Origin of the sequence: uncultured Metabacillus sp., assembly GCF_947503125.1 — a bacterium.
Lineage (GTDB): Bacteria > Bacillota > Bacilli > Bacillales > Bacillaceae > Metabacillus.
The window spans coordinates 78558-93580 of the sequence record NZ_CANNCR010000006.1; the positions used below are offsets into that span (position 1 = coordinate 78558).

At 39.5% G+C, this 15023-nt stretch carries 10 protein-coding genes; 4 read left to right on the top strand and 6 right to left on the bottom strand.

Translation table 11 applies throughout. The features are described from left to right. The first annotated feature begins 299 nt into the window (after positions 1–299). Positions 300–3497 (top strand): DEAD/DEAH box helicase, encoded by a 3198-nt coding sequence (locus tag Q1B07_RS06860; protein ID WP_299089751.1) that lies wholly within the window; start codon positions 300–302, stop codon positions 3495–3497. A 210-nt stretch (positions 3498–3707) separates the two neighbouring features. Beyond that, positions 3708–4433 carry a DsbA family oxidoreductase gene (locus Q1B07_RS06865; protein WP_299089749.1) on the top strand — a complete coding sequence of 242 codons (726 nt, stop codon included), beginning with the start codon at positions 3708–3710 and terminating at the stop codon, positions 4431–4433. A gap of 162 nt (positions 4434–4595) precedes the next feature. Here Q1B07_RS06865 and gnd read toward each other — a convergent pair whose 3' ends face one another. The 6 genes from gnd to Q1B07_RS06895 form a co-directional block, all read right to left on the bottom strand. Next, on the bottom strand, positions 4596–5999 hold the full coding sequence (gene gnd, locus Q1B07_RS06870) for a decarboxylating NADP(+)-dependent phosphogluconate dehydrogenase (RefSeq protein ID WP_299089850.1): 1404 nt from the start codon (positions 5997–5999) through the stop codon (positions 4596–4598). A gap of 88 nt (positions 6000–6087) precedes the next feature. Further along, complete coding sequence (locus tag Q1B07_RS06875; protein ID WP_299089747.1) at positions 6088–7434, bottom strand: GntP family permease; 1347 nt, start codon at positions 7432–7434, stop codon at positions 6088–6090. 18 nt (positions 7435–7452) lie between these two features. Beyond that, positions 7453–8997: a gluconokinase gene (gntK, locus tag Q1B07_RS06880; RefSeq protein WP_299089745.1), complete on the bottom strand. Its 1545-nt coding sequence runs from the start codon at positions 8995–8997 to the stop codon at positions 7453–7455. After that, positions 8990–9721, bottom strand: coding sequence for a GntR family transcriptional regulator (locus tag Q1B07_RS06885; RefSeq protein ID WP_299089743.1), 732 nt, complete (start codon positions 9719–9721; stop codon positions 8990–8992). Before Q1B07_RS06885 ends, gntK begins: the two co-directional genes overlap by 8 nt. 199 nt (positions 9722–9920) lie before the next feature. After that, positions 9921–11441, bottom strand: coding sequence for a BCCT family transporter (locus Q1B07_RS06890; protein ID WP_299089742.1), 1521 nt, complete (start codon positions 11439–11441; stop codon positions 9921–9923). Positions 11442–11495: 54 nt separating this feature from the next. Continuing rightward, positions 11496–12167 (bottom strand): hypothetical protein, encoded by a 672-nt coding sequence (locus tag Q1B07_RS06895; RefSeq protein ID WP_299089740.1) that lies wholly within the window; start codon positions 12165–12167, stop codon positions 11496–11498. 196 nt (positions 12168–12363) lie between these two features. On the opposite strand from Q1B07_RS06895, the gene Q1B07_RS06900 reads away from it, so the two are divergent. After that, a complete protein-coding gene (locus Q1B07_RS06900) occupies positions 12364–13557 on the top strand; it encodes a sugar diacid recognition domain-containing protein (RefSeq protein WP_299089739.1) in 1194 nt (397 codons plus the stop codon). Positions 13558–13710: 153 nt separating this feature from the next. Continuing rightward, positions 13711–14853 (top strand): glycerate kinase, encoded by a 1143-nt coding sequence (locus Q1B07_RS06905; protein ID WP_299089738.1) that lies wholly within the window; start codon positions 13711–13713, stop codon positions 14851–14853. Positions 14854–15023 lie beyond the last annotated feature (170 nt).

The window sequence follows — 15023 nt, forward strand, 5'->3', positions numbered from 1 at the left end:
TTTTTAAAGTTAAAGAATGCATAAAATTTTGTACTTAGTTTTTGTATATAGCTCCAGGCGCCATCGGCTCTAGGGTCTAGGCAAACATGAATTTAGGTAAAGAACACCTTCTATTCATGTTTGCCTTATGCTTGTCGACGATAGGCAGGCGCCTTGCAGTTTTGTTTTGAAATTCGGAGGTTGGTAGAGTGGACGAGGTAGGTTTATTAGCCTTATGGTATAATCAGGATAATAAGATTTAGATGGATTTCATATCTAGCCTTGAAAAGCGATATTTTAGGTAGAAGTAGGCGAGACATTTGGAGATTGAATTAAATCATAAAATAATTGAAGAAATGTGCGGTACTGTCTCCTTGAAACGAGGGGACTCTTTTTATCGAGCTAATAAAGTAATATTTAAAAGTTCCACTTCCAATCGGTGTGAAGCAATCGTTAAAGGAACAGAGGATTTCCATGTCACGATTAGTAAGGAGTCTAATGGAAAGATTTTGACGGAATGCAGCTGTCCTACGTTAGCTTCGTTTAAAAATGATTGTCAGCATATTGCGGCCGTTTTACTAGCGATTTATGGAAAGCAACATCATGGAGCTCCTGCTCAATCCTCAACAAATCAAGAACTGGCAGAAGGGCTCATGACTATTTTCAATAATCGTCCTTCTCGATCTAGCGGCAGCCAGCTACATTTTGAAAATCGGCAAGTTCTTGATTTAGGGTTTGCATGTAAACCCGTCACAGTAAGAAATGGACAATACATGCTTGCCGTAGAAATGTCGATTGGCGATATCAAGATAAAACATATTCGTGATTTTCTAAAGCATGTAAGAGAAGGAGATCCTTGTCAACTATCGGCCACCTTAACGTACGATCCAGATCTTCATTGCTTTCAAAAGGAAACAAATGATGTGATACAGCAGCTCATCCAAGTGAGCCATGATGAAAGAATATATATTGGTGAATTACCGGAAACCCCTGAAATAACAACCAGCAATCATATGTTAGTTGTTCCGCCGTCTTCCTGGGAACGATTTTTACGACACATGAAACTGGCTCCTTTCGTAAAGCTGGAATATGGCCAGAAAACGTTTCATGGCCTCCAACAATCTGATGAACATCTCCCTTTAGCGTTTTATTTTTCAAATCCAGAGGGAAAGAGCTATCAGCTAAGGATTGAAGGGATGGAGCAGTTCATTCTTTTAAAACCATATAGCGCTGCTCTTTATGATGGAAAAGTGATTCAGTTAAGAAGGGAGGACTGCAACTATCTGTCTGATTTGAAGCAGCTGCTTGATGCTTCTGGAACGAATCAAATTCCAATTGCTCAAAACCAGCTCAACTATTTTATAGAAAAAGTAATTCCCGGATTGAAAAGATTAGGCAGCTTCCATTTATCTGGGGAACTATCCAAGCATTTTGAAAAGACGCCTTTAATTGCCAAATTATACTTAGACCGTGTGAAAAATCGCCTTCTAGCAGGTTTGGAGTTTCACTATGGAAATATTGTGATCAATCCTTCTGAGAGTCGTGAAATCAGGACAGGAACCTTCTTTATAAGGGATATAGAAAAGGAAGAGGCCATTTTAGAATGGATGGAGAAGAGTTCGTTTGCTGAAACTGAGGGCGGATATTTTTTGCATAATGAAGAGCTTGAATATATGTTTTTGTATCACCATCTTCCAAAGCTACAAAAGCTTGTGCAGGTTTATGCAACAACAGCAGTGAGGAACCGTGTAATCAAGGGAAACCATCAGCCGAAAATCAGAGTAAGGATAAAAAAAGAGCGGACCAACTGGCTGGAATTCAAGTTTGAAATGGATGGCATACCCGATCAGCAAATACGTGATGTTTTAGCGGCTTTAGAGGAAAAACGGAAATATTACCGATTGCGAAATGGATCATTGTTGTCATTGGAGTCACGGGAATTTGCAGAAATTCAACGGTTTTTGCAGGCGGCTCCTATACAGAATGAAGACCTGGAAGCTGGTTTACAGGTACCGATTACACGTGGCTTTCAGCTTCTTGATTCTGCAGATGATCAGGTATTTTCTTTCGAAGCATCCTTTCACCAGTTCCTGGAATCACTCCAAAATCCAGACAAATTGACGTTTACGGTACCAAAAAGCTTAGAAACCATATTACGAGAGTACCAAAAACAAGGCTTTAGATGGATGAAAACAATAGCCAATTACGGATTTGGGGGAATTCTTGCCGATGATATGGGATTAGGGAAGACACTGCAAAGCATTGCGTTCATTGTGTCAGAGCTTACTGATATCCGCCAACAGAAACACCAGGTACTAATTGTTTGCCCTTCATCTTTAACATATAACTGGCTAGGCGAAATTAAAAAGTTTTCTCCTGACATACAAGCGGCAGTTGTTGATGGCAACAAAGATGAACGGGCTAAACAATATAAAGACCTGAAGGGGATAGACATTGTCATAACTTCTTATACGTTGTTGCGGAAGGATATAAAGTGGTTTGAAAAGCAATCGTTTCACACAGTGTTTTTTGACGAGGCACAGGCATTTAAAAATCCTATCACACAAACAGTGAGAGCAGTAAAGAAGATCCAAGCAAAACATCGCTTCGCCCTTACTGGTACACCAATAGAGAATTCACATGAGGAGCTGTGGGCGATTTTCCATGTTGTTTTTCCAGAACTATTCTTAGGGTTGAAGGAGTATAGTAAGCTTACAAAGAAAAAGATCGCTCGGAGGGCCCGTCCATTTATGCTTCGCAGGGTAAAAGAGGATGTCCTTTCAGAGCTTCCTAAGAAAAGTGAATCGCTGGAAGCAGTAGAGCTATATCCAGAGCAAAAGAAGTTATATACAGCTTATTTAGCGAAACTAAGACACAAAACATTGAAGCATTTAGACAAGGATACCATTCGAAAAAATCGAATCAAAATTCTTGCCGGTTTAACTCGGCTGCGACAAATTTGTTGTCATCCAGCCTTGTTTGTTGATGGCTATAAAGGCAGGTCAGCTAAATTTGAACAGTTAAAACAGATCATTGAGGAGTCAAGGTCTGTCGGCAGAAGGGTGTTAATTTTTTCCCAGTTTACAAAAATGCTGAATCTAATCGGGAGAGAATTAACCAATCAAGGATTACCTTATTTTTACCTTGATGGACAAACTCCATCAGAGGAACGAGTGGATATTTGCCATCGGTTTAATGCAGGGGAACGTGACCTCTTTCTCATTTCCTTAAAAGCAGGGGGGACAGGTCTTAATCTGACTGGAGCTGATACTGTTATTTTATATGACACATGGTGGAATCCAGCAGTCGAGGAACAAGCAGCTGACCGCGCTCACCGGATCGGACAGCTAAATGTCGTTCAGGTGATTAAGCTTGTTACACGTGGAACAATCGAAGAAAAAATGAGCGAACTGCAAGATAAAAAGCGACAGTTGATAGAAGAAATAATCGATTCAGATGAAAAAGCTAATGCCACTCTTACGGAAGAGGATATTCGGGAGATATTGATGATGAATTGACATTACGGAGAATAGCAAAGAGCCCTTCTCAGTACCAAAGGGAGTGAGAAGGGCTCTTTCAATTGGATACGCTTCCTTATACTTTTTTTGTTAAGATAGCTTTTGTGACTTTATTATCTTGAAAAAGGATATGCCTCTTTGAGCATGTATTTTTGAGCTTTTTCATGTTCATGCTACAATGGTTGATACCTAAAGGAAAGAGGTGTAACAATGAAAATTGAAGTATGGTCTGATTTTGTCTGTCCATTTTGTTATATAGGGAAAAGAAGATTAGAATTGGCTTTAGAACAATTTCCACATAAAAATGAAGTTGAAGTTGAATTTAAAAGTTTTGAATTAGATCCAAATGCACCATTGTATTCTGGAAAAAGCATTCACGAAGTAATCGCAGCAAAGTATGGGATGAGCGTTGAACAAGCTAAACGGAATAACGTACAATTAGGTCAACATGCAGCTAGTGTCGGTTTAACATTTCATTTTGAGGAGATGAAGCCGACGAACACGTTTGATGCCCATCGTTTGTCAAAGTTTGCAAAAGAACATAACAGAGAAAAGGCAATGACAGAAAATCTGCTTTATGCATACTTCACAGAATCTAAAAATATTAGTGATATAGAAACACTTGCAGATATTGCTGAAGCTTCAGGGTTAAAGCGACAAGAAGTTTTAGAAGTTCTTAAAGATAAAACAGCATATGCAAATGATGTTCGAATCGATGAAGAAATTGCAGGGCAGTATGGGATTTCTGGTGTTCCTTACTTTATCATTAATCAAAAATATGCCATTTCAGGCGCACAACCACTTGAAACCTTTGTTGGCGCGCTTCAAAAGGTGTGGGAAGAAGAAAACCCAAAACCTAAATTCCAGGAACTATCCTCAGATGGAGCGAACGGAGCCATATGTACGGATGGCAGCTGTGAAATACCACCAAAATAAAAATTGTAATATCGTTTTATATAATCTGGATAATACAGGGACTTAATTGAACGGTTCCAACTAAATAAGGATTCAAAAAGAGGCAGTTCCAAAAGGGTTTCAACCCTTTGGACTGCCTCTTCATTACTAAATGATTTCTACACGATCGTTTTACATGACGATTTATTGCCAATTTGTATGGAAAACACCTTCCATATCATTTCTCTCATACGTATGGGCACCAAAATAATCACGTTGTGCTTGCAGTAAGTTTGCATTTGATTTTCCTGTCCGGTAGCTATCGTAATAAGTGAGGGAAGAACTTAAGCATGGAAGCGAAATACCGGAATTGATGCCCTCGCTAACAACTTTTCGTAAGCCCGTTTGATAGGCTTTAGCCTTTTCTGCAAAATAAGGAGCGGTTAACAAATTATTCAAATTTGTGTCTTTCTGGAACGCTTCGCTTATTACATTTAAAAATTCTGCGCGAATGATGCAGCCGCCGCGGAAAATAAGGGCAATATCTTTTAAAGGTAAATTCCAGCCGTAAAGCTCGGAAGACATTTTGTATTGCGTAAATCCTTGCGTATAGGCACAGACTTTCCCCATGTATAAAGCTTGTTTAATGTACTCTATCCACACCTCTTTATCTAAGCTCTCCTGATTTATCTCAGGACCAGCTAAGGTGGTTTCGGCATACACTCGTTCGTCTTTTAAAGAGGAAATGTAACGGGCAAACAATGATTCGGTAATGATCGAAGAGGGGATGCCATGATTAATTGCTTGAATGCTCGTCCATTTTCCTGTTCCTTTTTGACCTACCTTATCAAGAATAACATCGATCAATGGCAGGCCAGTTATGTCATCTTTTTTCTTTAAAATTTCTGCCGTAATTTGAATTAAATAGCTTTTTAGTTCGCCTTGATTCCAAGATTCAAAGATCTCAGCAATTTCATCAACAGGTAATTGCAATCTTTCTCTTAAAAAAGTATAAGCTTCTGCGATTAATTGCATATCCGCATATTCGATGCCGTTATGGACCATTTTGACAAAATGGCCGGCACCTTTTGGACCGATATACACACAGCAAGGAGTATAGTCAACCTGTGCAGCTATTTTTGTCAGAATTGGTGCTGCTTTTTCATAGGCATCTTTATCTCCGCCAGGCATAATCGATGGTCCTTTTAAAGCACCGACTTCACCTCCGGAAATTCCAATTCCTAAATAATGGATTCCTTTCGCTTTTAATTCATCATATCTGCGTTCCGTATCCTCGTAATGGGAGTTGCCGCCGTCCATAATAATATCTCCAGCCTCTAGAAAGGGGACTAATAAACTGATCACCGAGTCGATCGGTTTCCCGGCTGTCACCATAAGAAAGATCTTTCTCGGTGTTTTTAAGGACTGGACAAAATCTTGAATCTCGTAGTATGGATCGAGTGAATGATTTGAGCTTTTTTCCATCAGCTTATCGGTTAAATCTCTTGTGTAATTATAGACGGCCACTTGTTCACCTTTACTAGCCATATTTAACGCGATGTTACTGCCCATTACTCCTAAACCGATAACACCAATTGTATTCATGATTGATTCTACTCCTTTGAATTCAGATTAATAGGCAGTAAATCCTTTACTTAATCGGTAGTGGATTTACTGCCTAGATTGGTATTGTTGCTTATACAAACAAACTTAGTAGTAGGATAAACAATAATCCAGCTACTGAAATAATCGTTTCAAGCAATGTCCATGTTGCAAAGGTTTCTTTCATGCTTAAGCCAAAGTATTCTTTAAACATCCAGAAGCCGGCATCGTTTACATGGGAAGCAATTAAGCTTCCTGCTCCTGTTGCAAGGACGACTAAAGCCAGGTTTGCGTCAGATTGTCCTAACATTGGAATCACCAAGCCAGCAGTCGTTAAAGCGGCAACAGTGGCAGAGCCTAAAGCGATACGTAAGATCGCTGCGATGATCCAAGCTAGCAGGATGGGCGATAATGTTGTTTCCTTGAATAACTCAGCCACATAGTCACCAACACCGCCATCAATTAATACTTGCTTGAAGGCGCCGCCTCCTCCGATAATTAACAGCATCATTCCAATATGCAAGATCGCTTGTGTACAAGATTCCATTACATCTTTTATTGGAATTTTTCTTGCTAATCCCATCGTATAGACGGCAACTAATAAGGAAATTAACATAGAAGTTGATGCATCACCAATAAAGCGAATGACCGCTAGGAAACTATTATCCTCAATTCCTAATGTTTTTTGAAGCAACGTAATAATCGTCGCAATTGACATTAAAATAACAGGAAGCATCGCTGTAAATACGCTGACGCCAAAGCCTGGTGTGTCTTCAAGCTTAAATACTTTTTGTTCGCCTAATGAGGCAATACTTCCTGTTTTTGTAAATGATTCAGGTACAAGCTTTTTAGCAAGCTTTGTAAAGATAGGTCCAGCTAAAATAACGGTAGGAACCGCAATAATAAATCCATAAAGTAAAACTTCACCAAGGTTTGCGCCAAATTCACCAGCAATAACAGTTGGCCCTGGGTGAGGCGGCAGGAAGCCATGGGTTACGGATAAAGCAGCAACCATGGGAATTCCAAGATACAAGATTGAAATTCTTAATTCTTTTGAAATAGCAAATACGATTGGAATTAACAATACTAATCCTACTTCGAAAAATAATGCGATCCCAATAATGAATGAAGATGCAACAACAGCCCATTGAATATTTTTTTCTCCAAATTTGTTAACAAGGGTCATCGCAATCCGTTGCGCACCGCCAGCATCTGCGATTAACTTGCCCAGCATAGCTCCAAGTCCAAAGATTAAAGCTAAATGACCAAGTGTCCCGCCTAATCCGGCTTCAATTGTTTTTACAATTTCCTCCAGCGGCATACCAAGGGCTAAAGCTACCCCAAATGAGACAATAATTAACGAAATAAATGTATTTAATTTTAAGCCCATGATCAAAATCAGTAAGGCTATGATTCCTATTGCGACAATAACTAAAGGCATCGTTATTCCTCCTAATATTTATCTGGTTGGGTTGATTAAACTTCTTTGATATTTTGCAATGCGTGAATAATCTTCTGTTAGTACTCTTGAAAGGTTAATAAAGATTGGCAGAAGCTCCCTGTATTCTTTTGCCGCTTCTTCTTTAGGCGTGTGTTTGTAAGTGCTGCCAACCATGTCTGATACAACCTCAAAGGAATCAATTTTTCCAGTTGCATAAAGGCCTAAAATACATGCACCTAGACATGAACTTTCATAGCTTTCTGGAACAACTACTTCTGATTCAAAAATATCGGACATCATTTGCCGCCAAACATCAGACCTTGCGAAGCCCCCAGTTGCTTGAATTCGTGTTACAGGTCCGTCCATGCATTCGGTTAAAGCTAGAAACACGGTGTATAAATTGTAAATGACTCCCTCTAGTGCAGCGCGAATCATATGTTCCTTTTTATGTGACATCGTTAATCCGAAAAATGAACCGCGTACATCTGGATTCCATAGAGGAGCGCGTTCACCGGCTAAGTATGGATGAAAAATTAATCCATCAGCTCCAGGTCGTACACGTTCAGCAATCTTTGTTAAGACCTCGTACGGGTCGATGCCAAGTCTTTTTGCTGTTTCTATTTCTGAAGAAGCAAATTCATCCCTTATCCAACGAAGGACCATCCCGCCATTGTTTACCGGTCCGCCAATGACCCAGTGTTTGTCTGTTAGGGCATAACAAAATATTCTTCCTTTTTCATCTGTTTGCGGCTGGTCAATAATGGTGCGAATCGCACCGCTTGTCCCAATAGTGATCGCAATTTCACCTTTTTTTATAGCGTTTACACCGAGATTAGAAAGTACTCCATCACTTGCACCGATGACAAATGGGGTTGTGGAATCGATCTCAATTTGACGTGCTAAATCCGGATCACAGTTGCTAAAGGCCTTTGTTGTCGGAACAAGCTCAGATAAATGATCTGGGGTTACACCTGCAATCTTTAACGCTTCTTCATCCCAATCCAATGTTTTAAGATTCATCATGCCCATGGCTGATGCGAGGGAATGATCGACTACATATTGGTTAAAAAATCGATGGAAAATATATTCTTTAATGCCAATGTATTTTTTTGCTTTGTCAGCAATTTCAGGACGTTCATTCACAATCCAAGCAATTTTGGTTAATGGGGACATCGGATGAATCGGTGTTCCTGTACGCTTGTAGATTTCATGTCCATTTAGTTCATTCTTTATTTTATGAGCCCATGCTTCACTGCGGTTATCAGCCCAAGTGATACATGGTGTCAGTGGTTGATCATTCTCATCCATAACAATGACACTATGCATGGCACTGCTAAATGAAAGAAACGAAGGCTTTTTTTCTGGATGATTTCTCGTTAGATTTGAAATGGCTTTCAATACAGCTTGAAATATTTCCTCTGGATCTTGCTCAGCTGTGGAGATATCCGGTGTATAGAGGGGATACCCTATATTTTCGGTTTGGATGACTTCACCCTTTTTTGTAAATAAGACCGCTTTCGTGCTTGTCGTGCCAATGTCTATACCTAACATATAGCTACTCATTTTCTTGCTCTACTCCTTTAGATCGCATTTGTTGAGACATCCATAGGTCTTCTACTTTCCCTTGAACATCATCAAAGTTTTCGTGCAAGGACTTAACCATAAGTGTCCGGTCCTTGGTTTTGATTGCTTCAATATAAAGCTCGTGGTTTTGCAAAATTCGGGTAAAATCTTCGTACTTTTCTTTAAAACGGACACGCATGGATAAAAGAATGAAGCTCTCCATGACGGGTTTTAAATTATCCCAAATCATTTGGATATAAGAATGATTAATCGCTTTAATAATCGTTTCATGGAATAGGACATCTTGATAAGCAAATTCATCAGCATCCTGGTATTTTATTGCGACCTTCATCATTTCAAGGATTTTGCTAAGTTCCATTACTAATTCACTAATATCCATTTTGACGAGCCGTTCAAATACAAATGTTTCAATTAGTAAACGTACATCATAAATTTCTTCTACTTCTTTTTCTGTTAAACCAATGACGACTGCACCCATTCTTTCTAAACGAATCATGTTTTCGGATGCAAGTATTTTTAGCGCTTCACGAACGGGTGAGCGACTTACAGCAAAATCTGCAGCTAATTTATTTTCAGATAGAATGGTGCCGCTTTCAATCATGCCTGAAATAATCCGCATTCTAAGCTCTGAAGTAACACGAGTGCCAGCAGAAGCTTTTGAAAGCCATTTTGCAGGGTAAAGATATTCCTTTGAATCAGTCATATATTCACCTACTCAATTTAAATTCAAGTATACTTGTATACAAGTATTATATATGAGATTCATATTTTTGCAAGCCCTTTTATGAATCAAAATATAAAAAACATCAAAATTCGACAAAATCTACGTCGTGCTGCTAATAGGTGTGAAATTAAAAAATCACCCCGATGAACAACGCTGTTGGGGTGATTTTTAGTACCTTTTAAGATTGCTTAGCTCCCCGGTTACCGCTTCTTTGCAGATGAACTTCATTTTTTAACCCTCTTAGTAATGAATAACTCATGATCACCATGATAATAGCAAAGGGGAGGGCTGCTGCGATGGACGCAGTTTGCAATACGTTTAATCCGCCTGCTAACAGTAATACAGCCGCAAGGGCAGACTGAATGACGCCCCATGTCACTTTAATTTTGTTCGAAGGGTTCAATGTACCGCCTTCACTAAGCATACCTAGAACAAAGGTAGAGGTGTCGGCAACAGTTATATAATAAATCGCTACGACGGCAAAGCCTAAAATGCTTAATAGGGAAGTAAGCGGCAAATAATCAAAAAATATAAAGATTGATAATGAGACATTGTCTTTAATATAGTTTGCCAAATCATTGTTTCCTATGCTCTGAACAATATCAAGCGCCGAGCCGCCAAATATGGACATCCAGGCAAAAGTTCCGAGAGTTGGAACGATTAATACACCAATGACAAACTCCCGAATCGTTCTTCCTTTTGAAACCCGGGCAATAAACATGCCGACAAATGGAGCCCAAGCAATCCACCAAGCCCAATAGAATAACGTCCATGAGGCAATCCATTCTCCCTCGCCAAAGGGCTTTAGCCTTAAGCTCATGTGGATAAAATCACTGATATAAATACCAGTTGTATTGAAGAGCACTTTAATAATTGTCATCGTTGGGCCGACGATTAAAATAAGCAGCATGAGAGCAAATGATAAGATCATAGCTGAATTTGATAAATATTGAATCCCTTTTTCTAAGCCTGTGTTGATGGAGATAATAAACAGAACGGTGGCAACAGCAATGACGACCAATTGAATCACTAATGTATTTGGAACGGCAAAGATATCGTGCATCCCTGCAGTTACCTGCATGGCGCCAAGTCCTAAAGAGGTTGCTATACCAAAGACCGTCGCAAAGATTGACAGCACATCAATGGTTTTTCCAATTGGCCCGTAAATCCGATCTCCCAATATCGGATGAAACGCTGAACTGATGGCAGCAGGCAGCCTTTTGTTATATTGAAAAAAGGCGAGTGCCAAACCAATAACGGTATATATGGCCCAAGGATCAAGACCCCAATGGAAAAATGTATATTTCATTGCAGTATTGGCAGCATCAACCGTGAAGCCTTTACCAACAGGAGGGTCTGTGTAGTGGGTTACAGGTTCAGCAACACTCCAATACACAATTCCAATTCCCATTCCAGCACCGAACAGCATCGCGAGCCAAGAAGCGGTATTAAAATCAGGCTTATCTGTTTTTCTACCAAGTCGAATATTGCCGTATTTAGAAAACATTAAGTAGATCGAGAAGATGACAAAAAATAATGTGGCTCCAAGATAAACCCAGCCAAGATAATCAATTGAACCATTGTAAATCAGGTCAGTTACCTTCGCTAAATTGTCTGTAAAAAAGACTCCCCAAATAATAAAGATGAGAGTAAGTAAAAGTGAGATGGTAAAAACGCTGTTTTCTTTTAATATATTCATGAAAACCTCCTCGTATTGAATAAAAACGGTATGAGCTTCCTCTCAAACATAAATTTACTTTTCATTGAGGTTATATAGAAATGTCCACTTTTCTGTGTTCATCAGCTCTTCCTGCGGCACCTCTAAACCGTTTCCTAGGAATACCGTTTGTCCTTGTATAGCGACCACCATCGCTTCAATGAGTACTCCGTTTTCATTTGTTTTATAGACATCTCCTAAAATTGGCAGCGGTTCAGTGGCCATTTGATTTAACGCAGTGGTACCAAGGTTTGTTAAGTCTTCAGCTGCCATATTTTCTACTTCGAGATAGTCGATCTGACGGCTGTTGTGGCTTCGGCCTGGAACCATTAATAAATACTCATTGTGCTTGATCCCGTTTGAATTACTTGTGATGACCCCTTTATGATCAACGGTTTCAACAACTTCAATTTCATTTAATGAATAATGATCCAAAGAATCGGGAGTTGGGTTGGTAATTAAGATATAGTCCCCCGGCTCAGCATTTCGATCTTTTCTGAGCGTATAAATCTTATGATTGTAAGTAAAGCAGTCAAGTTGCTGCGGTTTGTATTTTTCTACATTCGCTGCGGTAGTTAAATTCTGTGTTAAATCCCTCAGCCTAATTAAATGTACGGATTGTTTATAGAGCGGCTTTACCCCGTATACCCTGTGCAGCTCATTATGATAATAGACAAATTGTCCTTTTCTTACATGGTATAGTTTCAATGATTGCGCTCCTTTCCTATATTGGTGCATTTCTCGTCATTTTAAGTGCATCCAAATGATTGGTTACTTAAAACATATAAAATGCAGGCCATAGCTATCATGTTTTTTCCTGCTATTTTTAGAATGGCTTATTTTTGCAAAAACATGCTGTTGAAAAAAGAAGGATAAAGAAAGGTGAAGAATAGAAGCATTGTTCTTGTCATCTATTTCATTTATTGTTCATTTGCACTATGGTACATTAGAAGAAATGAAGCAGGAAGGATGGCGAAAAAGGATGCATTTTTTAACCTACGACCTGGCTCAGGAAATTGTTGAGCGGACGATGAAAATATTAAAGACGAATATAAATGTAATGAATGATAAGGGGATTATCCTAGGGTCAGGTGAAAGGGAGAGGATAAATCAGCTTCATGATGGTGCTCTTCTCGTTCTAAAAAACGGAGAAAGTATTGAAATTGATCAGTCTAAGGCAACCGAAATGAAGGCGACAAAGCCGGGAATTAATATGCCGATACGCTTCGGTAACCAAATTGTTGGAGTTATAGGGATAACAGGAGAGCCTGAGAAAATCAAGAATTATGCTCAGCTCGTAAAAATGGCTGCAGAACTTGTATTAGAGCAATCCTTTTTATTTGAGAGGTTTCAATGGAAGCAAAGAATGCAGAGCGAGATTGTGAATCAGCTAGTTTCAGAAGAGGGTTTAAACGAAGCGTGGATTATAGAGCGTGCCGGGTTTCTAGGAATTGATTTAGAACAGCCTAGAAGCGTGATTGTAATAAAACCATTGGATCGTTTAGAAAACTATGGTCAAAAAATAATAAGGACAATTCAATATGAACTGGACAAAACAGATTTAATCGGTGTCACGTTAACTAATGAAATCATTATTTTAAAGGCATCAACAGAAAAAACAAAAAGGGAGCTAAGCCAATTCTTAAAGCGGTTGCAAAAAGTATTGGATGGAGATCTCCTTATTGGGGCCGGGCGTCCTGTCGATAGGATAAAAGAATTAAAAACTTCATTTGACCAGGCTAAAAGAGCAATCCTGGTTGGGAGTAAACTTCAGCCAGACGCCAGTTTCTATCATTACGAGGATTATCGGTTAGAAGCAATGCTGGTAAAAACGGCGCTGGATGAGCAGGACAAACACACCTACTCCTTTTACGAAAAGCTGCTTGATAAGGGGAAGAAGGGAGACCTGGTCCAAACCTTGGAAGCATACATAAGAGAGAATGGGGAATTAAACAAAATTGCTGAAAGCCTGTTTATTCACCGGAATACCTTAAGATACCGGCTTGAAAAAATAACTGAATTGACTAAGAAGGACCCGCGGAATATACGGGACTTGATGGAATTGTATACAGCAAAGCTATTTCATGATATTTGCTAATTTGTGCTTATGCACAATTTATACAATTTATTATTCTGCTATTTTGTCACCATTTACAATGCAATAATGATAGCAAACGTTTACGATTAACGTATAACAAATGAAGTATTTTGCGGATGTTGCAAATCTCTTATAGAAAGGGAGATCAAAAATATGAAAATTGTCATTGCCCCTGACTCTTTTAAAGAAAGCTTATCGGCACTAGAGGCAGCCAATGCAATCGAGAAAGGCTTCAAAACGATTTTTCCGAATGCTATATACTATAAAATGCCGATGGCGGATGGCGGTGAAGGAACCGTTCAGTCTTTAGTAGATGCTACAAACGGCAAGATGGTGGAGCGAATTGTCACCGGCCCGCTTGGTGAACCAGTTCATGCATTCTTTGGATTAATGGGAGATGGAAAAACAGCTGTGATCGAAATGGCTGCTGCCTCAGGGTTGCATCTTGTTCCTCTTGAAAACAGAAATCCATTAGTCACTTCGACAAGAGGAACGGGAGAACTAATAGCAGCTGCATTAGATTTAGGAGTAAAGCATTTAATCATTGGAATTGGCGGGAGCGCCACAAATGATGGGGGGGCCGGAATGGTTCAGGCATTGGGTGGCAGACTGCTGGATGACAGAGGAAACGATATTGGTCCAGGAGGCGGCGCTCTCTCGAAAATCATGACAATTGATGTAACCGGTCTTGACGCTAGATTAAAAGACGTTCAAATTGACGTAGCCTGTGATGTGGACAACCCGTTAACTGGCTCAAGAGGCGCTTCAGCCATTTTTGGCCCCCAAAAAGGGGCCACACCTGAAATGATCGATTTGCTTGATAAAAACCTATCCCACTTTGCTGATGTCGCAGAAAGAAGTATTGGCAAACCATTTCGCGATTTAGAGGGTGCCGGTGCGGCAGGAGGTCTTGGAGCCAGCTTGCTAGCTTTCCTACATGCAGATCTAAAAAGAGGAATTGATATTGTCCTTCATGCTGTAAATTTTGATGAAGTCGTTAAGGATGCAGATCTTGTCATTACAGGGGAAGGTCGGATTGATGGTCAAACGGTATATGGAAAAACTCCTATTGGTGTAGCTAAAGCAGCAAAAAAATATGGTGTCCCTGTGATTGGTCTTGCCGGTTCAGTATCTAAAGACAGTGATGCCGTGCATGAATATGGAATTGATGCTCTTTTTAGCATTGTTCCAGGTATCGTATCACTTTCTGATGCATTTGAACATGCTGCAGAATATATGGAAAAAACCGCAAGAAATATTGCGGCGGCTATGAAAATCAGTCAATCATTTAATTGAAGTCTCATATTAGTTAATGGAAAAGTAATACAATGATATGACTAAAAAGTTCAGACTAATGGAAAAATAAGAAGGAACTCCTATCATTCATTAGAATGAGCTTTTTGCTCGTGCTGTATTATTTGTCTGGTTTCAACTTGCTAACCAATAGGAAACAACTTAAACTAAGG

Excerpts from the sequence above, each read along its gene's own strand:
- Q1B07_RS06875 (WP_299089747.1), bottom strand. The coding sequence starts at position 7,434 with ATGCCTTTAGTTATTGTCGCAATAGGAATCATAGCCTTACTGATTTTG.
- Q1B07_RS06905 (WP_299089738.1), top strand. The coding sequence starts at position 13,711 with ATGAAAATTGTCATTGCCCCTGACTCTTTTAAAGAAAGCTTATCGGCA.
- Q1B07_RS06890 (WP_299089742.1), bottom strand. The coding sequence starts at position 11,441 with ATGAATATATTAAAAGAAAACAGCGTTTTTACCATCTCACTTTTACTT.
- Q1B07_RS06885 (WP_299089743.1), bottom strand. The coding sequence starts at position 9,721 with ATGACTGATTCAAAGGAATATCTTTACCCTGCAAAATGGCTTTCAAAA.
- Q1B07_RS06865 (WP_299089749.1), top strand. The coding sequence starts at position 3,708 with ATGAAAATTGAAGTATGGTCTGATTTTGTCTGTCCATTTTGTTATATA.
- gntK (WP_299089745.1), bottom strand. The coding sequence starts at position 8,997 with ATGAGTAGCTATATGTTAGGTATAGACATTGGCACGACAAGCACGAAA.